Origin of the sequence: Paenibacillus aceris, from assembly GCF_017874035.1 — a bacterium.
GTDB classification, from domain to species: domain Bacteria; phylum Bacillota; class Bacilli; order Paenibacillales; family NBRC-103111; genus Paenibacillus_E; species Paenibacillus_E aceris.
The window spans coordinates 401938-423336 of sequence record NZ_JAGGKV010000002.1; the positions used below are offsets into that span (position 1 = coordinate 401938).

Sequence of the window (21399 nt, forward strand, 5' to 3'; positions counted from 1 at the left end):
TTTAATAAATTTTTGTATCTGCGTTATAGCTTTCTAAATTTTCTTTGACCCTCTGTAGGAACCTACCGCAGATGACGCCATCCAGAATCCGGTGATCCAGCGACAAACACAGGTTAACCATAGAGCGGACAGCGATCATATCTTGAATAACAACAGGCTTCTTCACAATCGATTCGAAGGTCACAATAGCTGCTTGCGGGTAGTTGATGATCGGATAAGACAGAATCGAACCGAAGGAGCCTGTGTTATTTACGGTGAACGTTCCACCCACCATATCATTCAGCGACAATTTGCCGGCACGTGTCTTCTTCGTCAATTCATCAATTTCCCTAGCCAGTCCGGCGATATTCTTTTGATCCGCCTTTTTGATCACCGGCGTCATAACCGAATCTTCCGTTCCTACGGACAGGGAGATGTTAATATCGCGTTTCACAATAATTTTATCTACAGCCCACACGGAGTTGATGATCGGATAATCTTTAATCGCATTGACGACAGCCTTCATCATGAAAGCCAGATAGGTTAAGTTAATGCCCTCGCGGCGCATAAAGTCGTCCTTCACTTTATTCCGCAGAACCACGAGATTCGTAACATCCACTTCAATCATCGTCCAGGCATGCGGGATTTCCGTTACACTTTGACGCATGCGCGTAGCAATGGCATTACGAATTGGCGTCACGTCGATGAAGTGTTCATTGCGAGAATCAAGCGAGTGTCCTTCCGCTTCAATCAGCGGTGTTTGCGGATTCGCAGACAAATGGATGCCTGAGCTGCGAACAGGCAAATTGACCGGCTGCGTTTCCACTTGCGGAGCAGGCGTGCTGTTCACGGCAACCGCTGGGGCTGCATGTTGATTCGTATGTACAGCTGCAGGCGCTGCGTTTGCTTTTGTGCCGCCTCCTGCGATGTATTGTTCGATATCTTTGCGAGTAATTCTTCCACCAAGCCCCGTACCAGCAACACGTGACAAGTCGACGTTATTGTCTTGCGCAAGCCGGTGAACGGCCGGCGAGTAACGGCCGCGCATGCTTTGGTCCGCACCTTCCTGTGCAACCGCACCCGTGCTGCCACCCCATTCCTCGGCTGCAGCCGGCGAACTAGCCGAAGCTCCGGCAGACTCTTCGATCAAACAAATCGCCTCACCAACAGCCGCCGTTTCTCCTTCACCAACAATAATTTTCACCAGTCTGCCTTCAATCGGTGAAGGCATTTCTGTATTCACTTTCTCTGTGAAAAGCTCACAAATTACGTCATATTGCTCAATATAATCGCCTGGCTTTTTAAGCCATTTGCCGATTGTAGCCGAAACGAGGCTTTCCGCCAAATGCGGAACTGTAACCTCCGTTAGTCGACCGTTCGTTTGGTTCATGGGTGTACCTCCTAAATTCAGGAAATGATCAATGGCATGAAATCAGACCAGAAGAATCCATTTTATTTTAAAACATGGCAAGCTGACGCATAGCTTCTTTCAGCTTATCGCTATTGAGCAGGAAGAACTTCTCCATCGGAGGATTGCTGCCCACGGCCGGAACGTCTGGTCCGCATAATCTGGCGATCGGAGCGTCAAGCTCAAAGAGCAGCTCTTCCGCGATGATGGCAGACACTTCAGCGCCAACTCCGCCTGTTTTGTTATCTTCATGTGCGATGAGCACCTTGCCTGTCTTTTTTGCTGCTTCCAGAATCGCTTCTTTGTCCAACGGCTGCAGGGAACGCAAATCGAGCACATGGCAAGAAATACCTTCCTTCGCAAGTTCCTCAGCTGCTTGCAGCGCGAAGTTCACGACCATCCCATAGGCGATAACCGTAATATCTGTGCCTTGACGCTTCACATCCGCTTTGCCGATCGGCACGATGTAATCCTCGTCCGGCACATCAGCAGATAGCGCAAGATAAGCCTTCTTGTGCTCGAAGAACAACACAGGATCCGCATCGCGAATGGCTGCCTTCAGCAGTCCCTTCGCGTCATACGGATTCGAAGGGGCAACGATCTTTAATCCCGGCGTACCGAAGAACACCGATTCCGGACATTGGGAATGGTACAAGGCACCTGCGCCGGTCGCGCCATAAGGCGCACGAATCACGATCGGGCAAGACCAGTCATTGTTGGAGCGATAGCGAATTTTCGCCGCTTCGCTTAGAATTTGATTCGTCGCCGGGAAAATGAAATCGGCGAACTGAATTTCAGCGATCGGCTTCATACCGTACATAGCCGCGCCTATGGCAACGCCGACGATAGCGGATTCCGCAAGCGGCGTATCCAGCACACGATCTTCTCCAAACAGATCGCGAAGACCTTTGGTCGTATTCAAGACGCCACCCTTGCCGACATCTTCACCGAGGACGAAGACGTTGTCATCCTCTTGCATTTCCTCCTGCATCGCAGAACGGATTGCTTCCAAATAAGTAATGACTGCCATAATTTAGTGGTCATCTCCTTCTGCGTAAACGTGGCGAAGCGTATCTTCCGGCTTCGGATAAGGAGCCTGATCCGCATACTTCGTAGCTTCGTTGATCTCTTGCTTGAGCTCCTCCTGGAGTTCAAGGTCTTGCTCCTCACTCCAAAGGCCGCATGCCATTAAATATTCTTTAAATTTCACAATGCCGTCTTTCTGACGGTTTTCCTCAACTTCTTCTTTGGTCCGATACAGCATGTCATCATCCGAAGTGGAATGCGGCATAAGGCGGTAGGACATCATTTCGATCAGCGTTGGACCTTCCCCGCGAGCTGCTCGATCTCTTGCTTCCTTAGTCACGCGATACATTTCCAAGACATCGCTGCCGTCGACTTGAACACCCGGGAAGCCATAGCCCAGCGCACGATCTGAAATTTTACCGGCCACTTGTTTATGCAGCGGAACGGAGATCGCGTATTGATTATTTTCACATACAAAAATGACGGGCAGCTTATGTACGCCAGCAAAATTACATCCTTCGTGGAAATCTCCCTGGTTGCTGGAGCCTTCACCGAAAGATACGTAAGTAACAAAATCTTGTTTCTTCATTTTTGCGGCAAGTGCGATACCAGCGGCATGAGGAACTTGTGTCGTTACCGGGGATGACCCTGTGACGACATGATTTTTGCGATCGCCGAAATGTCCGGCCATCTGTCTGCCGCCGCTGTTGACGTCTTCAGCTTTGCAAAATACGGCAAGCATCAGATCCTTCACAGTCATGCCAACCGCTAGAACAAACGCGTAATCGCGATAATAAGGCAGGAAATAATCTTTCTGTGCTTCCATAGCGGAAGCCATCCCAACCTGACCTGCATATTGACCCATTCCGGAAACGTGGAAAGGGATTTTGCCAGCACGCTGAAGCATAAAGGCACGCTCATCGTATTTAGCAGCGAGACTCATGACTCTATACATACGAATTACGACTTCGTCAGATAACCCTAATGTTCTATGCTTATATAGCTGACCAATGGACATGGAGGTTGCCTCCTTAAAATAGTTTGAGTTCCAAAATAATTATTACCTGGTCCTAAGACTTGACTCTATAAGCTTATTATAAACGCAAAAGCGTATGATTACAATTTTTTATCCGCTAATTGCAATTCCATCCACAGCAAGCATGGCTTCCCCTAAAGCCTCAGACAAAGTAGGATGCGGATGAATCGTTTGTCCTACTTCCCAAGGCGTTGCATTCAGTACTTGAGCCAGCGCAGCTTCGGAAATGGAGTTTGTCACATGAGGTCCAATCATATGAACGCCAAGAATGTCATTCGTCTCACTGTCAGCGATCACTTTGACGAAGCCGTCGGTATCGCCGTAAACGAGTGCTTTCCCAATCCCTTTAAAACTGAATTTGCCTACTTTTACTTGATGGCCAAGCTCGGTTGCTTGCTGCTCCGTATAGCCTACGCTCGCAATTTCGGGTCTCGTATATGTACATTTTGAGACGAGGTGCGCGTGAAGCTCATGAGGCGTTTGGCCTGCGATATGTTCAGATGCCAATATGCCTTCATGCCCAGCCATGTGCGCCAGCATCAAGCCGCCGATCACGTCGCCAACGGCGTAAATGTGGGATTCGGTCGTTTGCATGAAGCGATTTACGCGAATGACGCCTTTGTCCACCTTAATATCTGTATTTTCTAGCCCGATACCCTCAATATTTGCTTCCCGTCCAATAGAAACAAGAACTTTTTCCGCTTGCAAATCAATGATCTCGCCTTGCTTGTCCGCTTGTAAGGTAACCAAACCCTCCGCTGCCTTCACGGAATCAGGGAGCACTTTCGCACCGGTCACCAAATTGATGCCCCGCTTTTTGAATAAGCGTTCCAGTTCCTTGGAGACATCCGCATCTTCTAGGCTTACCAACCGTTTCTCATATTCAACGATGGTTACTTCGACACCGAAATCACACAGCATGGAAGCCCATTCCACGCCGATGACTCCGCCTCCGATGATAATGATCGACTTCGGAAGTTCTTGCATGCGCAGCGCGTCTTCACTCGTCATAATGTGCGTGCCGTCAATAGTAAGTCCCGGCAAGCTGCGCGGTCTGGAACCCGTGGCGATCACTAAGTTGCTCGAAAGCAGCGTTTCGATATCCCCATCCTCTTTCTCAACAGAAACCGCTCCGCTGCGCGGGGAGAAAATGGACGGACCGATAATACGTCCATTTCCAGTATGCACGGTAATTTTATTCTTTTTCATCAGGAACTGCAGCCCCTGGTGCAGTTGATCAACAATACGCTGCTTACGCGCCAACACGCTCTCAAACTTGAGTTCAAGTGAGCCTGAAGCGATCCCGTATTCCTCACTTTTTTTCATTGTTGCATACACTTCTGCGCTTCTAAGCAAAGCTTTACTTGGAATACAACCTTGGTGCAAACAGGTGCCTCCAAGTTTCGCTCGTTCCACTACAGCAACGGTTTTGCCTAGTTGGGCAGCACGGATAGCTGCGGTATAACCTCCGATTCCCCCGCCTAGGACAACGACATCATATCTATGTTCACTCATTATATTTTTCCTCCCTATAACTCTCAGTACCTTCATATGTATACGCTTGTCTCTACTATATTACCCTTTTTTGGATGGGAAATCATAGTCTTATTTGTGAAATAGACAGTCTAACCGATTCAGAGTATGATGATAGAAAACCATGATACTTGATGTAAGGAGCAGCTATGAAAGCACCATTTTACCGATTTATCGCCATACTTCTTCTCGTTATTCCCGGATTGACAGCGACCTATGGATTTCTTTCCATGAAAGACGCTTTTTTCGCCCAGTTCGACACGGACGGCCACATCTTGTGGGGAAAATTTATTCTTGGTCTTATTCTTTTTCTAATAGGCGTTGCTTTTATTGGAGGATGGACCTTTTTCCGCGACCGCAAACGAAATTATGTAGCTCCCCGCTTTAAAGCCAAACGGCGCAAATAGACCGGACCCTCAATCTTTCAAGTCCGGCCTAGACGGTCTAGCCAATTTAAGAATCGGTTCCGCTCGATCATTGCGGTAATGGAACTCACCTCAGCCTGTTGATGTAAAAAAATGAGCACAGCGATCATGAGGCATTGAATCTCCCATGGCAGGGTCATGATTACGGCATATCCAAGCGTAAAACCGAGCAGGTTCGCTCCGGCATCACCGAGCATGCCCCTACCCCGAACATCCATCCGATAGACGAAAAAACCGCCTATGCACACTGGCCATATAGGAAATAGCTCGCGGGCGCTAAAGCCCTTCATTAATAAACCCAGCAGCACAACGGCAAATACACCTGTGAAAAAAAATTTAAAAGAACGTCCTGGGCGCACATCCAGCAAGTTCAAAGTATTCGTCATCATCGTAAGCAAAACCATTTGTCCCCCCATCCACCAGGTGGGGGTTTGTTCATTTCGGAGGGACAACACTAGCCAGCCTGCAGCCGTAGCAATTCCTACCGCTTTGACGGCCCCCATCGAGAATGTTTTCGATTCCTTCCAATACCGATAATGGCCTCTCAAGCCTTTTATCTCTTTGCTGCCGATCAAATCGTCAGTCCAGCCGAGCAAGAAAATAACGGTGGCAGCGAACGTAAATAAGCGTTGGTTCGTTTCAAGCAAGATGATCCAGGATGGGAAATCTATCCGCACATGATCATTTAGCACCCATATCGTCATTTGTAAAATAAGGTCGTGCAGCCATAGAAGCAGCCACAGGGCGCTTCCCACTCCGCGGGGGATCAATTGGCCGGTATAATTGGCCTCTACTTGACCGTGGCTCTCCAGGAACCTCTGAACGTGCGGCAGCAGCCATCGCCCTGCCGCAGCAAGCACAATCAGATCGAGGATCGATCCGATGAATACCATACAGGCTTCCTCTCCCTCCAGCGAGATAGCAGCGTCAAGCTGACCGCGGCAAACTGCTTGCCGCGGTGCATAAACCCGTGCCAATCCCGCCCCGTCTCCCGGTGCGTGATCGGCACGTCCAGCTCAACGATGCGCAGGCCGCGCCGCGCCGCATCGATGGTCAGAGCGACTTCCACGCCAAAGCCGCGCTGAAGCTTCCCAAGCTCCCGCAGCCGATCCGCGCGCACCGCGCGCTGTCCGGATAATGGAGCTTCGGTCTCATAGCCGCTGAGCCGGCGGATGCCGCGGCGGGCCAAGCCCTTCACCAAGCCGAAGCCTGCTTTGGTACGGGACGGCGGCAGCTTCGCAATCGCCATGTCTGCTTCGCTCCGCAGCAGCGGCTCGAGGAGCACAAGCGCCTCCCCGGCCGTAGCCTGCAGATCGGCGTCCAGGAAGAGCAGCAGATCGCCTCTGGCTTCGGCGATACCCGACTGCATTGCCGCACCTTTCCCGCAGCGGCGGCTATGTTTTATCAGCTTGTCTGCCCACGGCCATGCGACTTCATAGGTGTTGTCCCTGCTCCCGTCATCTACCACGATAATTTCGAACCTCATGGAAGAACTGCACAATAGTTCCGCCTGCTCCTGCAAATATCGAAGCGTATGCTCAATACTCCCCCCTTCATTCCAAGCTGGAATAATAATGGATAAGTACGGTTTCATCCTTCACCTCCAAGCTTCCACACGGCATGAGCTACCCGCTTCACGATCCAATGCAACTGAAAGAAGCCCAATGCGATAAAAAAGAGCGACAGAAGAAGCGTAGAACCTGCTTCTTTCGTCCATTTCTGCTGCTTATACAGAATACCTACACTCTTTATATCCATCAGTCTCGCCCCAATTTTCATTCGCACAAGCAGCGTGCTCCCCATGCCCGCCCTTCCTTTTTCCAGAAAATCAATCATATGTGTGCGCGCACCCACAGTAACCAACACTTCGCACTGTTTCTCAAAAGCCAATAAAAGTGCCGCATCTTCGCTTGTCCCGAAACAAGGCAGAACATGGGCAGGTAGCCCCAGCGCATTCGTACGCAATAACCCCGGAGCTGTTCCATCGGCATAAGCATGGACGACTAACTCCGCGCCACAGGTGAGCGCTCTATCCGTTACGCTGTCCATATCCCCAATAATCAAATGAGGCTGGTAGCCGCATTCCAGCAGTGCATCTGCTCCGCCATCCACGCCAATAAGAATCGGTTTGACTTCCGAAACATACGCTTTAGCTGCAAGCAGATCCTTTTTGTACCCTTTTCCTCTAGAAACAATCAATACGTGCCTATCCGCCAAATTAGTTTGGAGCGAAATGGCGGGCAGCGGTTCCATAACCGCGTGCATTTCACGCATGGCATGGGTCAACGTGTTTTCAATAAATTGCTCCATCAGCTTCGTCGTCCGCTCATTCGCTTGCTGCTGCATGCTGAGCCACTTCTCGCGTGTAAAAGCACTGCAAGGAATCTCCTGATCCCCCAAGAAGAGCCGATCCTCATAAACAACAATTTCCGAGTTTGTCGTGAAAGCTTCGAATACAGAGGCATCTGCTTCCCATATTGGAATATGCTGCTGAAGCAGCATAAGAGGACCATGAGTCGGGTAGGCACCGCTCATTGTTTCCTGACAATTGATGACAGCTTTTACTTTCTGATCGATTAGCTCTTGAGCGGCTACTTCATCGAGGTCACGATGCTGGAGAACGACGATGCGGCCAGGGGGTAAATCACGGAGCAGTACTTTCGTGATCGCACCTACGCTAATCTTACCTTTGCAGAGCGGCGGCGGTTTAGAGGAAAACAATGACAGCGAAGACCAATTCAAGATAGACACCGACTTTCCTTTCGTCTATAGATGCTTGTATTTTGTCCTTTGCCATGAAATTCTATGTATAAATTGCCCAGCAGATGGCAAGCATTGAGGTTATATTCTTTAGGAAAGGAGAGACAACATCCATGGAGCTAAACATGAGTGCAGATGAAGTGCTAGGCCATATTGTGCAGCTTCACAACACAGGGGAATCGCTTGCCAAAAAAAATGTGAAGAAACTGCATCCTGATCTGATGAAAAACGCCCTGTATTACTACCCAAGCTGGGAGCACGCCATACAAAAGACCGGAGTAGGCAATATCGTTCACTAAACATACATAAACAGCCACACATATGACAAAGCTCCGAAGGGGTACAACCTCCTCGGAGCTCTTTGTTTGTTAACGCTATTCCCCGATAACTTCCCACTCAACCTGAATCATGCGGTCCACCCAAGTACGGATTTTAATCTCGATTGCGTTCTCAATTTCTTCATCCGTCATTTCACCAAGCTTATGCTCAGCAATTTCTAGCACATCCTGCTTAACCGCTTCTCCGGCCACAGCTAATTGAATACGAATACGCAAAGTCTTCACCCTTTTCTGCCACAAAGTTTAATTTGATTAGTAAAAAAACTTTCCATTGCGGCTGATCTCTTGAATCTTTACAATGAAGAAGTGCAACAATAATTTCAAATGAAATGAGGAACGCCATATGGCCAAATCGCAAGCGCAAAAGCTGCGGCAGCGCAATGTACGGGAAGGCAAGCTCGATCCCGCGATTCATCGTTTACACTGGAACGGAGTGAATCCCGTTTCGAAAAGGACCCCAAGTCTGAAAGAACTGCAAGCCAAACAACAGCATAAACATAAATCAAGGAATTTGAACCATAGGCATGGGGACGATTCCTTTTTTCATGCTTCGTTGATCATTCCTTCAGTTATTTGATCATGATGCCTTGCTCGGCCGCATAATGAATTAAGGCTTCTTTCTCATCAGAACGAAAGCTGTATTTGCAATCAAACCCGTTAAAAAACAACTTCCACTCCGTAACCATTCCCCCGTCATCAACCGCCAACTCGGCTACATACAAAGAATCAGGCTCATCTTCGAATTGCAGGCCAATATGGAGCTGCATCTTCCCATCCGTTATTTCTTGCTCGCAATAATCCATAATCACGGCTTAGGCCTCCTATTGAATAAAATCTTTTTTATTTATATAATATACTAACGCGCCCAAGCTAATAAAGATAAGGGCATGCTAGTAGGAGGAATTTCAAATGGCTTATGATCCGCAAGTAGTAGATGCAACAATAGTTAGTGATAATAAAAAAAATGGTCTTTTCGAAGTTGTCGTCTCGTTGAAAGACCGTAACAAATGCCGTCTATTCTTTGAAAGAGACTCCGAAACCGGCATCGGCAGAGTTACCGATTTGAATAGATTGATGAAAGAACCTTGCCCGATCTGCCGCAAAGATTACCTCTGCAACTGCCTAGACCGTTATAAAGAATCCATTGCAGATCAAGCTTTAACACTCATAAAATAACACATGAAGCTAAAAATGGTTGGACAGGAGGTTATCCTGACCAACCATTTTGCTTTATGTTCTCTTATATTGCTCACAAGCACGAATCCAGTCTTTCACAATCTGCGGATTCGAAGCGAAATGCAAATGCGTGTAGCCTGCTACGAGATTGCCTTTGGCGTACCCCTCGGGTTTTAGACCCAATCTGCCTTTGGATTGAAAAGCGGCCGGAATCTCCGCCCCCTTTCTAGCTTCAAAGGTGGAATAATGGAACTCATGACCTCGCGCTTTATCTCCTGGGGAGAGTAAATAGTTGTCTTCTTCATTACCCGTTACTTCGCGGTATCCAAGCGCTGCTAACTTCTTCTGCATGGTGACCTTACCGGGAACAATTCCAACCATGCTATAGGTGTTTCCTGATGTATCTACAATTTGCTCCGTTAAGTACATGAAACCTCCGCATTCCGCGAAAGTTGGAAGCCCCTCTGCGATTCGGCTGCGGAAGGAGGCTTTTACCTTTTCATCGGCTCCCAGCCGCTCCGCAAACTCCTCCGGAAATCCGCCTCCGATATACAATCCGTCCGCATCTGCGGGGACTTCTTCGCCTGCTAAAGGGGAAAAGAACATGCACTTTGCGCCTCCTGCTTCCAGCAGCTCCAGGTTTTCCGGGTAATAAAAGTGAAACGCAGCATCTTTCGCGACAGCAATGTTAACGCGCTTTGGTGGAGCAGAGACAGCGCCAGCGAACAGCTGAGGGCGACTTTCAACAGGCTGCGCTGCGGCCAGTTCCAGCAGCTGATCCAAATCCACATGAGCGGCTACCTGAACAGCCAACTTGTCAAAAAAAGGCTGCAGCTCGCCTCTCTCAATCGATGGCACGAGCCCTAAATGCCTTTCTGGAACCTCGATGCTCGCATCACGCGGGATATACCCAAGTACCGGAATTCCGCATTCCTGCTCGATCGCTTGCTTCACCATCTTGTAATGCCCTTCGCTGCCGGCGCGATTGGCAATGACCCCGACGATGTTGTCGCCTTGACCAAACAGCTGAAAGCCTTTGACAATAGCCGCCGCGCTTCTTGCCATGCTGGCAATATTCACAATCAGGATGACCGGAGAGCCTAAGATGCGGCCAATATCAGCCGTACTCCCCTCATCCGTCCGTGGATCTTTGCCATCGAACATGCCCATAACACCTTCGATAATTGAAATGTCGGAGCCGCTGCTGCCGCGAATGAATAGCTCTTTGACGCCTTCCCGGCCAACCATCCATGAATCCAAGTTGCGTGAAGGTCTCCCCGTAACGGCTGTATGATAGGTCGGATCAATATAATCAGGGCCGCACTTGAAGCCCTGCACGGATAGTCCACGCTTTTGCAATGCGGCCATGATCCCGATGGTTAAGGTTGTTTTGCCCACACCGCTGCCGGTTCCGGCAATAACGATCCTGCGCTCCATTACGATACACCCCGTTCTGCAAAGCCGGAGGCATGAAAAGCCATGACGCCAACGGAGATCGTGACGTTCCCTGACTTCTTTTTGACCAAAGCCAGTTTATCATGACCCGTGTACAGCTTAACCGCAGGCTCGCTGACGGCATATGCACCCGTGTAGTGAAACACAGTCTCAGAAGGTGCTTCCACATGCACCGTATTCAGTTCTGCCGGAGAATAAGTCTTAAATTCCCAACCATGGCTGCGAATTACTTCCAGTAAGCCGGCTTCGTCCTTCTTCAGATCAATGGAACAGACCGCTTTCACACTGCGGATAGAAAAAGACAGCTCTTCCAGCGTCTCCCGAATGACCTGTTCGATTTCCTCTGCTGATGTTCCTCGGTTGCAGCCGATCCCAAGCACAATCACTTTAGGGCGGTATAAAACGCCGTTAGCGAGAATGCTCTCTTCCTCAGCTTCCAAAAGACGATGCGTTACGAGAAGTACGGCGTTAGGCTCGCTCGCCCGGCCCTCATGAATAGAGTCATATCGCTGAATATTGGCTGGTATCGGTCGCTCATGCGTCCACCAGTTCGGCTCGCCGGATTCTTGTATGACCGCTATCCGTTCTTCATTAACGACCGCAGCGCTGACTGGCGTCAGCTTCTCCGCCGATTCCCACACCCAGCCGAAACGGCGGCCGAACAGATCGACCGGAATCGTTTTCTGAACATCTGAGGCTGTCGTAATCACCGCTCTGGCCCCGATCGCTGCCGCCACTTCGTGGGTCAGTTCATTGGCACCGCCAAGATGTCCAGACAGCATCGAGATGACATGCTCCCCGTTATCATCAATGACGACAACGCCCGGGTCTTTCTTTTTATCCTGCAAAAGCGGAGCAATCATCCGAACAACGGCACCGAGGGAAATAATAATAATGAGTCCTTGGTAAGCCGGAAACAGCGCGGGAAAAAGCAAACGGACACTTCCCTCAAAAAGTTGAATCGAACGCCGCTCTTCATCGCCTTTGGTAAATTTACTCATATAATACACATCTGTGCCGCTCATTTGCTCATTCAGCCTGCGGGCAATCTCAACACCATGCTTCGTGATCGCGACGACGGCATAGTCATTTTGCTGACGGATTGATGGAATAACTCCCTCTGTAAGACGAATCGTCATCACTTTACACCTCGACGAAAACGGTGCGTAAATGATTTATCATACAATTTGGATCGGTATTCCTCTTTGCCGTGAATTTCCGGATCAAGCGCCCACCCCGCCAAAATCATCGCATGCGAACGAATGCCGTGACTCCGCATATCCGCTTCCAGCCCGCCAACCGTCGTGCGGACGATAAGCTGGTCCGGCCACGTGGCGCGCTGCACGACAGCTACGGGCGTTTCCTCGCTCCAGCCCGCTTCCACAAGCTCGCTCACGACCTTTTTTATCAAAGTCGCGCTCAAGAATAGTGCAATCGTACAATGATGCGCAGCAAGATCTCGCAATTTCTCAAGCTCAGGCACAGGCGTACGGCCTTCTGCACGCGTGAGAATGACGGTTTGGGTTAAATCGGGAATCGTTAATTCCGCCCCCACTGCCGCAGCCGAAGCAAAGACGGAGCTCACCCCCGGCACGATTTCGTAGCCAATATTTTCTTTGCGCAGCAATGCAATCTGTTCCATTGTTGCACCGAACATGGCAGGATCACCAGTGTGCACGCGCACAACCATTTTCCCTTGCTTAAGGCGATCCACAATGATATCGACCATTTGGGCCAAGTCCATTCCTGAGCTTTTCAGCACTTCCGCTTCAGGCTTTGCTTTAGCAATCAATTCCTCATTGACCAGTGAATCGGTGTACATCACGACATCCGCTTGCTGAAGCAGCTTTAGCCCCTTCACCGTAATTAAATCGGGATCGCCGGGACCAGCGCCAATAATATAAAGTTTCATCTATTTTCTCACCACCATTAAGGTTAAATATTCCAACTCACGGCCCTGCAACGCCTCAACATTCCGCCAAATCTCTTCCTCGGAGGAAGTAACTTTGGTCAGAACGGACGCCTTATTCACGAGTCCAAGATCTCTTAGAACAGACAGCATCAAGTCGATGACCTTCGCCACCTTAATAAACACGACACAGTCATGTTCTTCGATGGCTTTACGCATTTTGTCATAATCATCCGTAGCCGGTACGATTGCAATTTGTTCATCGCCGTCCGCTAAAGGAATGCCCAGTCGGGACGCGGAAGCGTTAATCGAAGAAATGCCAGGAATCGAGACAGCCTGCACCTCCGGATGGCGCTGGTTCATCAGCCTCATCAGATGAATGTAGGTGCTGTACAGCATCGGGTCCCCTTCCGTCACGAAAGCAACATCCTTTCCTTCCGCCAAATGAGCCCACACGCTTTCTACCGTTTTGGTCCATTGCATTTCAAGCGCTTCTTTATCTCTAGTCATTGGAAAAGTAAGCCCCATCATCTCTTTTTGTTCTGTATTGACATAAAGTTCCGTGATGGCGAGCGCGTAGCTCTTGGCTCCGCGTTTTTTACGCGGATACGCGATGACCGGGCATTCTTTTAACAACCGAAAAGCTTTAACCGTAATTAGTTCCGGATCGCCAGGGCCAACACCCAACCCATAAAGTGTGCCGAGTTTACTCATCGTCCGAACCTCCTTCGTTCTCTGGCTGCTTACGCTGTGCTGTAATGATATAGATCGGATTCAATGCGTCGAATCGTTTCATATGCAGAATCGGCTTGCTTCGCGAAACTTGCACAAGGGAAATCTGTGTCGTAAACCCTACCTTGGCAAACGTCTGATCAGCCTCGTACAACGTTTCAATGGTCGCAGCATTCAAAACAATTCGGCCATTCGGCTTAAGTCTGGACGCACACAGTTCGAGCAGCTCTTGCATCTCTCCGCCGCTGCCACCAATGAAAATTGCATCCGGATCAGCGAAAGCGTCCAAACCTTTAGGCGCTCTTCCGTGAACAGCTGTGAGATCAACGCGGAATTTCGCGCTGTTTTCCAAACAATTCCGGAGATCGTCTTCATTCTTCTCGATAGCAAAAACAGCGCCCTCGCGAGCAATGCGTGCGGCTTCAATCGCAACTGAGCCCGTGCAAGTTCCAATATCCCAGACGACACTATCTGTTTGCAGCGCGAGTTGGCTGATGCTTAATACGCGGATTTCTTTTTTCGTAATCAAACCTTTATCCGGCTTCCGCTGGGCGAACTGATCATCTTCAATGCCTAGCGGCCATACCGGACCTGCGAATTGTCTCTTCAGAACAACAACATTCAACGGGGAAAAGGAGCCCGCGCTCATCTGCTCCAGATCGTACCAAGCGCAGCGTTCGCCTGTGCCGTCTAAGTTTTCGGCAACGAAAGCTTTGTATTCCTTCATCCCGTACGAAAGCAAATAATCCGCAATCGCGCTCGGCGAATTCGTCTCATCCGTGAGCAGCGCCACTTTGTCCCGTCCGTCGATTCGCTGCGCCAAGCCTTTCATGCTTCGGCCGTGCACGCTAGTTATATAGGCGTCTTGCCAGCTCTCTCCCATTCTGGCAAAAGCTAATTGAATGGAAGAAACAGCTGGGTAACATTCGACTCCCTCCAGCTTCTTAGCCACATAACCGCCAATGCCATAAAAGAGCGGATCTCCCGATGCCAGAATGACAACGGAACGTTCCTCGTTCTGAAGTTTCCCCATCAGCTCCGGCAAGCTTCCTTTGATAACGATTTTCTCACCGCGATAGTTAGGGAAAAAGGCCAAATTTCGCTCGCCCCCAACGAGTACGCTGCTTTCCTCAATCCATTTGATATACAAAGGCAGCAAGCTTCCTTGCCCGCTATCGCCAATTCCTATCACTTTCACACTTCTACTCATCTTGATTCGTTCTCTCCCATCTCACTGCGTTTCACGATTGCCGATTGGCCCAGAAGCTCGGCCTTCATTGAAATAATGACCGTCTCGATGAAGTCGAACCCCTCCCGGCCCACTTCCTCCAAACCGGCCAAATTGCAGCGCTCACATAATCGTTCAAAATACCTCATAAAGCCGTTTGCCGCCATGAGATCGCCTACTTGCGAAGCCGTGTTGGCTTCTCTGATCTGCTGAATGAACGTATCAGGAGCTTCCGACTCCACCGCCACTTGAGCGAGGAAGCCGAAATCAACCGGTGCGCTTTTGGAGTGCACCATCATCACACCCTGAGCAACCTTGGAGAATTTGCCCATCATGCCGACCAGCGTCACCTTGCGGATGCCCTGCCTTTGGGCTTGGGTCAACGCGAAACCGACAAAGTCGCCCATTTCGATAAAAGCTTCCTCCGGCAATCCAGGGTACATATTGATGCCGTAAATTTCCGTGCGGCCGCCAGTCGAAAGCACTAGATGTTCGCAGCCGCATTTCACGGCTACACGGATCGCTTGGGCGACACTGGCTTTGTAAGCCGCTGTCGAGAAAGGCACCACGGTTCCCCGGGTGCCCAGAATCGAGATCCCGCCGAGGATGCCAAGACGCCCGTTCAGCGTCTTCTTGGCGATCTCTTCGCCGGCGGGAACGGAAACGAGCACGTCTGCACCGTGCTCGATCTCATAGTGGTCAAGCACCTCCTGCACGGTCTCGCGGATCATTTTCCGCGGGACCGGGTTGATCGCAGCTTGACCGATCTCGACCGGCAGGCCGGGCTTCGTCACGCGCCCAACGCCGATGCCGCCATCGATGCCGACGCCCGGCTCGGCTCGGAAGCTCACGCGCACGATGATTTCCGCACCGTGCGTCGCATCAGGATCGTCGCCCCCATCCTTGATGAGGGCGGCTTCTCCCCACTGCTCCGTGAAGGTGCAGCTGTGGAGGGCAAATTCGACCGTATCCCCGATGGGGATACGGATGTGCACGTGCGTTTGCGGCGCTTGCTCGATGAGCGCCAGCAGTGCCGCTTTGGCTCCTGCGGTGGCGCAGGAGCCGGTGGTATAGCCTTGGCGCAGCGGCTTACCCGTTTGCTCCTCCATCGGCGCTACTCCTTGCGCGCCGCCATAATCGACAGCGCGTTGACAGCTGCTACGGCAACCGGACTGCCGCCTTTGCGGCCGAGGTTCGTGATGAACGGGATGTCCAGCTTAGCCAGCTCCTCTTTCGACTCCGCAGCGGATACGAACCCGACCGGTACACCGACAATGAGCCCCGGCTTCGCTATGCCTTCTTTGACCAACCGAATCAGCTCCAACAGTGCGGTCGGTGCATTACCGATGGCATAGATCGCTCCATCTGCCTCTTTAATCGCTTTGCGGATCGAAATAATCGCCCTCGTCGTATTCAGGCGCTTCGCTTCCTCCATGACATCGGGGTCCGAGATGTAAACTCGCACATCACCGCCAAACTGCTCGATACGAGGCTTACTGATGCCTACTTGGACCATTTGAACGTCGGCGACAACCATTTTACCGGCACGAATTGCAGCAATGCCCGCTTCAATCGCTTTGGGATGAAACATAAGGCTGCGGCCCAGTTCAAAATCGGCGGAAGCATGTATAACCCGCTGTACAACCGGATACTGCTCTGCCGTAAAAGGGTGCTCACCCAGCTCTTCCGTAATCATCTCAAAGCTCTTCTCTTCGATTTCCTGCGGTTGAACCGTCAATGGTTTAAAGTCCGTGTGAAACTCCATAGAATCTACGCCTCCTCAAGAATGGTGTTGTTTATGTATTGGATAACTTCCTCATAATCGGAGTAGTGCGTGCCGTATTCCAGTTGCGGCCTGCCGATCACAATGCTGGGAATGCCCATTTCTAACGCTGCTTCGAGTTTCTCATCCACCGCTCCGACTTTGCCGCTTTCTTTGGTGATCATGAGGGTAACCTTGTAATGATCATACAGCGCTTTATTTAATTCTTTGGAAAAAGGTCCCTGCATCGCCACTATATTTTTCTGCTCGATGCCAAGTTCTTCGCATTTTTCCATATTATCCTGCCGCGGCAGCATGCGGGCGACAAGCCTGGTATCTGCAAGCCCAATCAAGCGATCCGTGAAAATCTTCAGGGTCTTGCTGCCAGTTGTCAGCATGATATTGCCTCGTTTTGTTGCCGCCAGTTCAGCGGCTTGTTTGTAATCTTCAACCGTCGTGATCAATGCGCTCTGCTCGATGGACAGCCGTTGACGCTCAAAGCGAACATAAGGCACCTCCGCCAGCTGAGCAGCCGCCATGGCGTTCTTCGAGGCTTCTTCGGCAAAGGGATGCGTCGCATCCACGACAACTCGAACGGCCTTCTCTATAATCAGCCCTTTCATAGCTTCAGCCGTTAAACGGCCGGTAAGAACCGGGAGGGCCTCCGCCTCCATGCTCTTCGCTGCGCTCTCCGTCACTACCGTCGTCAGTACGTCATAACCGGCCGAACGAATTCGCAAGGCCAGTTCTCTAGCGTCACTCGTACCTGCAAGAACGAGAATCATCGTTTATTGCCTCCCGTATGAGCATGATCGTGGTCATGATGATCGTGTGCATGCTCGTGATGATGCTCATGATCGTTGTCATGATGATGATGATGATGATCATGGTCATGATCATGGTGGTCATGATGGTCATGGTCATGATGGTGATGATGATCGATATGCTTCATAGCCTCCAGACGATATTGGCACATATCGCAGTTCATCTTCACTTCATCCTGCAAAGCCTCCTGAGCACGGCCAATCAAGATATCCTGCAGCAGCGGATGAAAGCCAAAATAAGGCGCCAGCTCAAACTGTTGGTTCGGATATGTGTTCTGATAACCTTGAACCATTTGCTGCATTCTTTGAATTAAAACGCCTGTAAACAGAAAATAAGGTAGAATAATAACTTTCTTAGCGCCTAGCTTCAGGCATCGCTCGACACCTTCATCCATCAATGGCGCAGTAACACCTATAAAGGCCGTCTCGACCCATTTCACCTGAAGTTTCTCCCAGAATAAACGAGAGATTTTGAACAAATCGCTATTCGCATCGGCATCACTGCTTCCGCGTCCTACAATCAAGAGCGCAGTTTCGCCTAAATCTTCATCCACCTGAACACCGAGATCTTCAACTCTGGACGATAAAATCTCCAGAATTTGTTCATGCACGCCAATCGGTCTACCATAGGTAAATTTCACCAAAGGGTATTTCCTTTTGGCATCATCAATAGCTGATGGAATATGAATTTTGGCATGGCCGGCAGCAAACAAAATAATTGGAACCACCACAACATGGCTTGCACCCAACGCGATACAACGGTCAATCCCTTGAATAATGGTCGGTTGAACAAATTCCAAGAAGCAAGTTTCCACAATATGCTCTTTCAGCTTGCCCGCCATTTCCGACACAAACTGGCGGACTTCTTCATTCCCGCCTTCCTCCCGGCTTCCATGTCCCACAAATAAGACAGCATTCATCCTGTTTTCCCCCAATTCCTAATCGCCGCAAGCGGCATTCTCAATTACAAAACCTACCATCTCTTGGTGCCGGTAGCCTTCAATCTCTTTGACGCGTTTAAAAAATTTATGAAACCGCTCATTCGGATGGCCTTCTTTTTGGTAACGTTCTACGATTCTACCAACTAAATCAACTAGCTCCTCAGGGGCTATCCCCTCGGCAACCGGTTGAGCGGCATGCGCATTCCGGCCAACGGTTTTCCCACCCAGGAACAAATCAAACTTCTCCTTGCGGTAGACGATGCCGATATCTTGCGAAACCGCTCCATAACAAGCCATTCCGCAGCCATTAAAACCAATTTTCAATTCTTTCGGCACTTCAAGATTGCCGATCCGATTATGTATGGCTTCCGCATAAGGAATTGATTCGCCCTTTTCCAAATCACAAAAATCACAGGCTTTAATTTGGGCAACATCGCCTATAGGCGACAGCAGCAATCCTAGTGCGCTAAGTTCTTCAGTAATTTGATTGGGACTATCGGTTTGAACACGAACAATCAGTTGATGATGCGGAGAATATTCAATATCTCCCCGTTCACCTACAATCTCGCCAAGTGCGCATAACTGGGCAGCAGTCATTTTTTTATTGGCAATGCCAGGGCTCACGGCAAATTCAAAAATCGATTGCGTTGCAGTTATCGCACTAAACCCTTCGTCAAGCGAAGCCTTCTCATTCCCTTGAGACACAAGGCGCAAAGCCTCTGTAGCAAGCTGCAATGAACTGAGCGCTGCAGGTTCCGGCGAAGTTTTCAGAATGGGAGTTGCTTCCTCTTCAAACTCGTCGTCTCGAAAGTCCTCCCAATCCGACTCTTCGCTTACTTGATCCAACGCCCAAGGCTCCGCCTCCGCTTTCAATCTTTGATGCGGTTTAAGAGGCTGGGTTTCCGCGCCTAATGTGTACTTGCGCTGATACCCGCGCGGCGTAATCATGAGTCCGTCATAAATCTTCGTAGCGGAATTACCGATAATAATCGTCGTCAGCATTCCGATATCATGATTCAGCATATCCTCAAGCGTTGACACAACGACGTGCTGACGGTCTCGATAGGCGCTTTTGACGATACCTACCGGTGTATCGGGAGAGCGATATTTGAGCAGAATCCGCTGAGTTTCTACAATCTGTCTCGTACGTCTTCCGCTTCTTGGGTTGTAGAGGGCGATAACGAAATCAGCCATCCCCGCTGCTTCTACCCGCTTCGCAATCAATTCCCACGGTGTGAGATGATCGCTTAAGGAGATTGTGCATGAATCATGCATAATAGGGGCGCCTAACAGCGATCCCGCGGAATGTACGGCCGATACGCCCGGTATCACTTCCACCTCTACGCCCTTCTCACGCGTCCAGCCTTGCTCCATCAGCACTTCGTAGACAAGACCCGCCATTCCATATACACCGGCATCGCCACTGGAGATAACGGCAACTTTCTTTCCTTGTTTGGCTTGTCGCACAGCTTCTTGCGCGCGGCTAACTTCTTCCGTCATCCCAGTACGAACAATTTGCTGATCGGATAACAAACCAGCAATCAAATCCACATAGGTGTTATACCCGATAATGATTTCACTTTCCTCAATGGCTTCCCGCGCACGCTTCGTAATTTGTTCAAAACTGCCTGGGCCAAAGCCGATAATAAGCAATTTTCCTGCCACTTATGAATCACCCTTTCCCGTAAAAAGCAAATAAAAAAAGCATTCCCAACATATGACATGTTAGAAATGCTTGGTTAATTTCATCAAGTTAAATCCCCAGGGGTAACCGCTCTCTAACACGCCCTAATTCCTCGTAGGGCCAATGTGTTGTTGAACTAGGCAGGTCTCCTGACTTTAATCATCCTCTTGCGTCTTCCCAAGTATATACCCAGTGACATTGTGCAAGCGGCTGCCGCTTATGACGGCTTGATTTTTACAGTGGCGGGTCCGTGCCGGTTTCTCACCGGTCTTCCCTTTTAACCTTACATCCATAGACATAAGGCACCTAATTCCATCGATATGCAATTACGAACATCCTATCATCTATCGAAAGGCTTGTCACGCACTTATTCATAGATGGCTCTATAAAGCCCTTCTAGCAAACTCTGATAGCTGCTCGCCTCAAAGGAAATCTCCGAGAATGAGACATGAATAACTTTGTTGCTTGTCTTGACTACAAAAAAACTTTCATCCGCGCACTCAGGGTCGATATAAGTAAAGCATTCCAGTACGCTGCTTCCCGTTTTTTGACGCAAAAACTCAGTAGCTTCCGCACTTGCATTCGCATATTTAGGCATTTTTGAATTCCTCTCATTCTGATATATGTAAAAGACCCGGTATAGACCGAGTCCTCTGGAATAAACCATATTCATTTCAATGGCGCCTTTTTCCTCTTTAGAGCCAGATATCCGCCAAGCAGCGAAACCGGCACGATGGCTAAGAAGCCAATTAGTTCATACCATAATGGAATACCGTTATTGCTTATCATCGAATCAAATCCGATTGCTGCCCCAATGACACCAATACAAGCAGCGTTAAAATATTCCGCTCGCTTTGCTACCCTAGCTGCAACATATCCGCCAAGGAACGACCAGAACAAGCCGATAACCAAAAACAAAAATAACAATCCTGCATTCGAATAAAATGCATTTAAATCCTGCTCATTCACTGGGCTATTTCCAAAATATAAGCTGCCGAATAACGCAGTTGACATTAAAGTCCCCAAATTATCAACGGCTACACCAAGCAGCACACCCAGAAAATGAAATTTTCTTTCACTTTTTTGCTCAACCATAAATTATTCTTCTCTCCTGATTACTTATCTATCGCCCTACTCATCATAACATGCACATGCGCCAGTATCCAGTTTCTTGCTATTTACA

25 protein-coding genes and 1 riboswitch are annotated in these 21399 nt (G+C 49.6%); of the genes, 4 read left to right on the forward strand and 21 right to left on the reverse strand.

The genetic code is table 11. The features are described 5' to 3' along the window. Position 1: 1 nt before the first annotated feature. The 4 genes from J2Z65_RS06115 to lpdA form a co-directional block, all read right to left on the reverse strand. Positions 2-1369, reverse strand: a complete 1368-nt coding sequence (locus J2Z65_RS06115) for a dihydrolipoamide acetyltransferase family protein (RefSeq protein WP_167053653.1) — start codon at positions 1367-1369, stop codon at positions 2-4. Positions 1370-1436: 67 nt separating this feature from the next. Further along, the gene (locus J2Z65_RS06120; RefSeq protein ID WP_167053651.1) at positions 1437-2417 is read right to left on the reverse strand and encodes an alpha-ketoacid dehydrogenase subunit beta; all 981 of its coding nucleotides are present in this window, start codon (positions 2415-2417) and stop codon (positions 1437-1439) included. Positions 2418-2420: 3 nt separating this feature from the next. After that, on the reverse strand, positions 2421-3431 hold the full coding sequence (locus J2Z65_RS06125; protein WP_167053649.1) for a thiamine pyrophosphate-dependent dehydrogenase E1 component subunit alpha: 1011 nt from the start codon (positions 3429-3431) through the stop codon (positions 2421-2423). 108 nt (positions 3432-3539) lie between these two features. After that, complete coding sequence (gene lpdA / locus J2Z65_RS06130; RefSeq protein ID WP_167053647.1) at positions 3540-4964, reverse strand: dihydrolipoyl dehydrogenase; 1425 nt, start codon at positions 4962-4964, stop codon at positions 3540-3542. A 167-nt stretch (positions 4965-5131) separates the two neighbouring features. Between lpdA and J2Z65_RS06135 the strand changes: the two genes are divergently transcribed. Further along, positions 5132-5389 carry a DUF2627 domain-containing protein gene (locus J2Z65_RS06135; protein ID WP_167053645.1) on the forward strand — a complete coding sequence of 86 codons (258 nt, stop codon included), beginning with the start codon at positions 5132-5134 and terminating at the stop codon, positions 5387-5389. A gap of 17 nt (positions 5390-5406) precedes the next feature. On the opposite strand, the gene J2Z65_RS06140 is transcribed toward J2Z65_RS06135, so the two are convergent. The 3 genes from J2Z65_RS06140 to steA are packed head-to-tail and all read right to left on the reverse strand — an operon-like array spanning position 5407 to position 8158. Beyond that, positions 5407-6300: a hypothetical protein gene (locus J2Z65_RS06140; protein ID WP_167053643.1), complete on the reverse strand. Its 894-nt coding sequence runs from the start codon at positions 6298-6300 to the stop codon at positions 5407-5409. Further along, positions 6270-7001 (reverse strand): glycosyltransferase family 2 protein, encoded by a 732-nt coding sequence (locus J2Z65_RS06145; RefSeq protein WP_167053641.1) that lies wholly within the window; start codon positions 6999-7001, stop codon positions 6270-6272. Before J2Z65_RS06145 ends, J2Z65_RS06140 begins: the two co-directional genes overlap by 31 nt. Beyond that, complete coding sequence (gene steA / locus J2Z65_RS06150; protein WP_167053639.1) at positions 6998-8158, reverse strand: putative cytokinetic ring protein SteA; 1161 nt, start codon at positions 8156-8158, stop codon at positions 6998-7000. The genes J2Z65_RS06145 and steA overlap by 4 nt, the downstream gene beginning before the upstream one ends. 122 nt (positions 8159-8280) lie before the next feature. On the opposite strand from steA, the gene J2Z65_RS06155 reads away from it, so the two are divergent. Then, a complete protein-coding gene (locus J2Z65_RS06155; protein WP_167053637.1) occupies positions 8281-8466 on the forward strand; it encodes a hypothetical protein in 186 nt (61 codons plus the stop codon). A 75-nt stretch (positions 8467-8541) separates the two neighbouring features. Here the strand turns inward: J2Z65_RS06155 and J2Z65_RS06160 are convergent, their stop codons facing one another. Next, positions 8542-8730 carry a hypothetical protein gene (locus J2Z65_RS06160; protein ID WP_425326205.1) on the reverse strand — a complete coding sequence of 63 codons (189 nt, stop codon included), beginning with the start codon at positions 8728-8730 and terminating at the stop codon, positions 8542-8544. Between the two features lie 118 nt (positions 8731-8848). Here J2Z65_RS06160 and J2Z65_RS06165 point away from each other — a divergent pair, with 118 nt between their 5' ends. Beyond that, positions 8849-9082 carry a hypothetical protein gene (locus tag J2Z65_RS06165; RefSeq protein WP_167053633.1) on the forward strand — a complete coding sequence of 78 codons (234 nt, stop codon included), beginning with the start codon at positions 8849-8851 and terminating at the stop codon, positions 9080-9082. On the opposite strand, the gene J2Z65_RS06170 is transcribed toward J2Z65_RS06165, so the two are convergent. Next, complete coding sequence (locus J2Z65_RS06170; RefSeq protein WP_167053631.1) at positions 9075-9314, reverse strand: hypothetical protein; 240 nt, start codon at positions 9312-9314, stop codon at positions 9075-9077. The genes J2Z65_RS06165 and J2Z65_RS06170 overlap by 8 nt on opposite strands. A gap of 100 nt (positions 9315-9414) precedes the next feature. Here J2Z65_RS06170 and J2Z65_RS06175 point away from each other — a divergent pair, with 100 nt between their 5' ends. After that, positions 9415-9681, forward strand: a complete 267-nt coding sequence (locus J2Z65_RS06175) for a hypothetical protein (protein WP_127449685.1) — start codon at positions 9415-9417, stop codon at positions 9679-9681. 54 nt (positions 9682-9735) lie between these two features. On the opposite strand, the gene J2Z65_RS06180 is transcribed toward J2Z65_RS06175, so the two are convergent. From J2Z65_RS06180 to J2Z65_RS06235, 12 genes are all read right to left on the reverse strand, one after another. Further along, on the reverse strand, positions 9736-11124 hold the full coding sequence (locus J2Z65_RS06180) for a cobyrinic acid a,c-diamide synthase CobB (protein WP_167054392.1): 1389 nt from the start codon (positions 11122-11124) through the stop codon (positions 9736-9738). Beyond that, positions 11118-12275 (reverse strand): cobalt-precorrin 5A hydrolase, encoded by a 1158-nt coding sequence (locus tag J2Z65_RS06185; protein ID WP_167053629.1) that lies wholly within the window; start codon positions 12273-12275, stop codon positions 11118-11120. Before J2Z65_RS06185 ends, J2Z65_RS06180 begins: the two co-directional genes overlap by 7 nt. Then, positions 12275-13048, reverse strand: a complete 774-nt coding sequence (gene cobM / locus J2Z65_RS06190) for a precorrin-4 C(11)-methyltransferase (RefSeq protein ID WP_167053627.1) — start codon at positions 13046-13048, stop codon at positions 12275-12277. Before cobM ends, J2Z65_RS06185 begins: the two co-directional genes overlap by 1 nt. After that, positions 13049-13759 (reverse strand): precorrin-2 C(20)-methyltransferase, encoded by a 711-nt coding sequence (cobI, locus tag J2Z65_RS06195; protein WP_167053625.1) that lies wholly within the window; start codon positions 13757-13759, stop codon positions 13049-13051. It abuts the gene before it with no gap. After that, the gene (gene cbiE, locus J2Z65_RS06200) at positions 13752-14987 is read right to left on the reverse strand and encodes a precorrin-6y C5,15-methyltransferase (decarboxylating) subunit CbiE (RefSeq protein WP_167053623.1); all 1236 of its coding nucleotides are present in this window, start codon (positions 14985-14987) and stop codon (positions 13752-13754) included. Before cbiE ends, cobI begins: the two co-directional genes overlap by 8 nt. After that, the gene (locus J2Z65_RS06205; RefSeq protein WP_167053621.1) at positions 14984-16114 is read right to left on the reverse strand and encodes a cobalt-precorrin-5B (C(1))-methyltransferase; all 1131 of its coding nucleotides are present in this window, start codon (positions 16112-16114) and stop codon (positions 14984-14986) included. Before J2Z65_RS06205 ends, cbiE begins: the two co-directional genes overlap by 4 nt. A 5-nt stretch (positions 16115-16119) precedes the next feature. Beyond that, positions 16120-16770 carry a precorrin-8X methylmutase gene (locus tag J2Z65_RS06210; protein WP_167053619.1) on the reverse strand — a complete coding sequence of 217 codons (651 nt, stop codon included), beginning with the start codon at positions 16768-16770 and terminating at the stop codon, positions 16120-16122. Between the two features lie 5 nt (positions 16771-16775). After that, a complete protein-coding gene (cobK, locus tag J2Z65_RS06215; protein ID WP_167053617.1) occupies positions 16776-17552 on the reverse strand; it encodes a precorrin-6A reductase in 777 nt (258 codons plus the stop codon). Beyond that, complete coding sequence (locus J2Z65_RS06220; RefSeq protein ID WP_167053615.1) at positions 17549-18511, reverse strand: sirohydrochlorin chelatase; 963 nt, start codon at positions 18509-18511, stop codon at positions 17549-17551. Before J2Z65_RS06220 ends, cobK begins: the two co-directional genes overlap by 4 nt. A gap of 18 nt (positions 18512-18529) precedes the next feature. Further along, positions 18530-20197 carry a precorrin-3B C(17)-methyltransferase gene (gene cobJ, locus J2Z65_RS06225; protein ID WP_167053613.1) on the reverse strand — a complete coding sequence of 556 codons (1668 nt, stop codon included), beginning with the start codon at positions 20195-20197 and terminating at the stop codon, positions 18530-18532. A gap of 141 nt (positions 20198-20338) precedes the next feature. Next, positions 20339-20541, reverse strand: a riboswitch (cobalamin riboswitch). Between the two features lie 42 nt (positions 20542-20583). Continuing rightward, complete coding sequence (locus J2Z65_RS06230) at positions 20584-20889, reverse strand: hypothetical protein (RefSeq protein WP_167053610.1); 306 nt, start codon at positions 20887-20889, stop codon at positions 20584-20586. Beyond that, positions 20886-21311, reverse strand: a complete 426-nt coding sequence (locus J2Z65_RS06235; RefSeq protein ID WP_167053608.1) for a hypothetical protein — start codon at positions 21309-21311, stop codon at positions 20886-20888. The genes J2Z65_RS06230 and J2Z65_RS06235 overlap by 4 nt, the downstream gene beginning before the upstream one ends. Positions 21312-21399 lie beyond the last annotated feature (88 nt).

What these genes read in the sequence shown, in the direction of transcription:
- J2Z65_RS06115 (WP_167053653.1), bottom strand. Translation starts at nt 1,369, where the DNA reads ATGAACCAAACGAACGGTCGACTAACGGAGGTTACAGTTCCGCATTTG.
- J2Z65_RS06120 (WP_167053651.1), bottom strand. Translation starts at nt 2,417, where the DNA reads ATGGCAGTCATTACTTATTTGGAAGCAATCCGTTCTGCGATGCAGGAG.
- J2Z65_RS06125 (WP_167053649.1), bottom strand. Translation starts at nt 3,431, where the DNA reads ATGTCCATTGGTCAGCTATATAAGCATAGAACATTAGGGTTATCTGAC.
- lpdA (WP_167053647.1), bottom strand. Translation starts at nt 4,964, where the DNA reads ATGAGTGAACATAGATATGATGTCGTTGTCCTAGGCGGGGGAATCGGA.
- J2Z65_RS06135 (WP_167053645.1), top strand. Translation starts at nt 5,132, where the DNA reads ATGAAAGCACCATTTTACCGATTTATCGCCATACTTCTTCTCGTTATT.
- J2Z65_RS06140 (WP_167053643.1), bottom strand. Translation starts at nt 6,300, where the DNA reads ATGGTATTCATCGGATCGATCCTCGATCTGATTGTGCTTGCTGCGGCA.
- J2Z65_RS06145 (WP_167053641.1), bottom strand. Translation starts at nt 7,001, where the DNA reads ATGAAACCGTACTTATCCATTATTATTCCAGCTTGGAATGAAGGGGGG.
- J2Z65_RS06155 (WP_167053637.1), top strand. Translation starts at nt 8,281, where the DNA reads ATGGAGCTAAACATGAGTGCAGATGAAGTGCTAGGCCATATTGTGCAG.
- J2Z65_RS06165 (WP_167053633.1), top strand. Translation starts at nt 8,849, where the DNA reads ATGGCCAAATCGCAAGCGCAAAAGCTGCGGCAGCGCAATGTACGGGAA.
- J2Z65_RS06175 (WP_127449685.1), top strand. Translation starts at nt 9,415, where the DNA reads ATGGCTTATGATCCGCAAGTAGTAGATGCAACAATAGTTAGTGATAAT.
- J2Z65_RS06185 (WP_167053629.1), bottom strand. Translation starts at nt 12,275, where the DNA reads ATGACGATTCGTCTTACAGAGGGAGTTATTCCATCAATCCGTCAGCAA.
- cobM (WP_167053627.1), bottom strand. Translation starts at nt 13,048, where the DNA reads ATGAAACTTTATATTATTGGCGCTGGTCCCGGCGATCCCGATTTAATT.
- cobI (WP_167053625.1), bottom strand. Translation starts at nt 13,759, where the DNA reads ATGAGTAAACTCGGCACACTTTATGGGTTGGGTGTTGGCCCTGGCGAT.
- cbiE (WP_167053623.1), bottom strand. Translation starts at nt 14,987, where the DNA reads ATGAGTAGAAGTGTGAAAGTGATAGGAATTGGCGATAGCGGGCAAGGA.
- J2Z65_RS06205 (WP_167053621.1), bottom strand. Translation starts at nt 16,114, where the DNA reads ATGGAGGAGCAAACGGGTAAGCCGCTGCGCCAAGGCTATACCACCGGC.
- J2Z65_RS06210 (WP_167053619.1), bottom strand. Translation starts at nt 16,770, where the DNA reads ATGGAGTTTCACACGGACTTTAAACCATTGACGGTTCAACCGCAGGAA.
- cobK (WP_167053617.1), bottom strand. Translation starts at nt 17,552, where the DNA reads ATGATTCTCGTTCTTGCAGGTACGAGTGACGCTAGAGAACTGGCCTTG.
- J2Z65_RS06220 (WP_167053615.1), bottom strand. Translation starts at nt 18,511, where the DNA reads ATGAATGCTGTCTTATTTGTGGGACATGGAAGCCGGGAGGAAGGCGGG.
- J2Z65_RS06230 (WP_167053610.1), bottom strand. Translation starts at nt 20,889, where the DNA reads ATGAATATGGTTTATTCCAGAGGACTCGGTCTATACCGGGTCTTTTAC.
- J2Z65_RS06235 (WP_167053608.1), bottom strand. Translation starts at nt 21,311, where the DNA reads ATGGTTGAGCAAAAAAGTGAAAGAAAATTTCATTTTCTGGGTGTGCTG.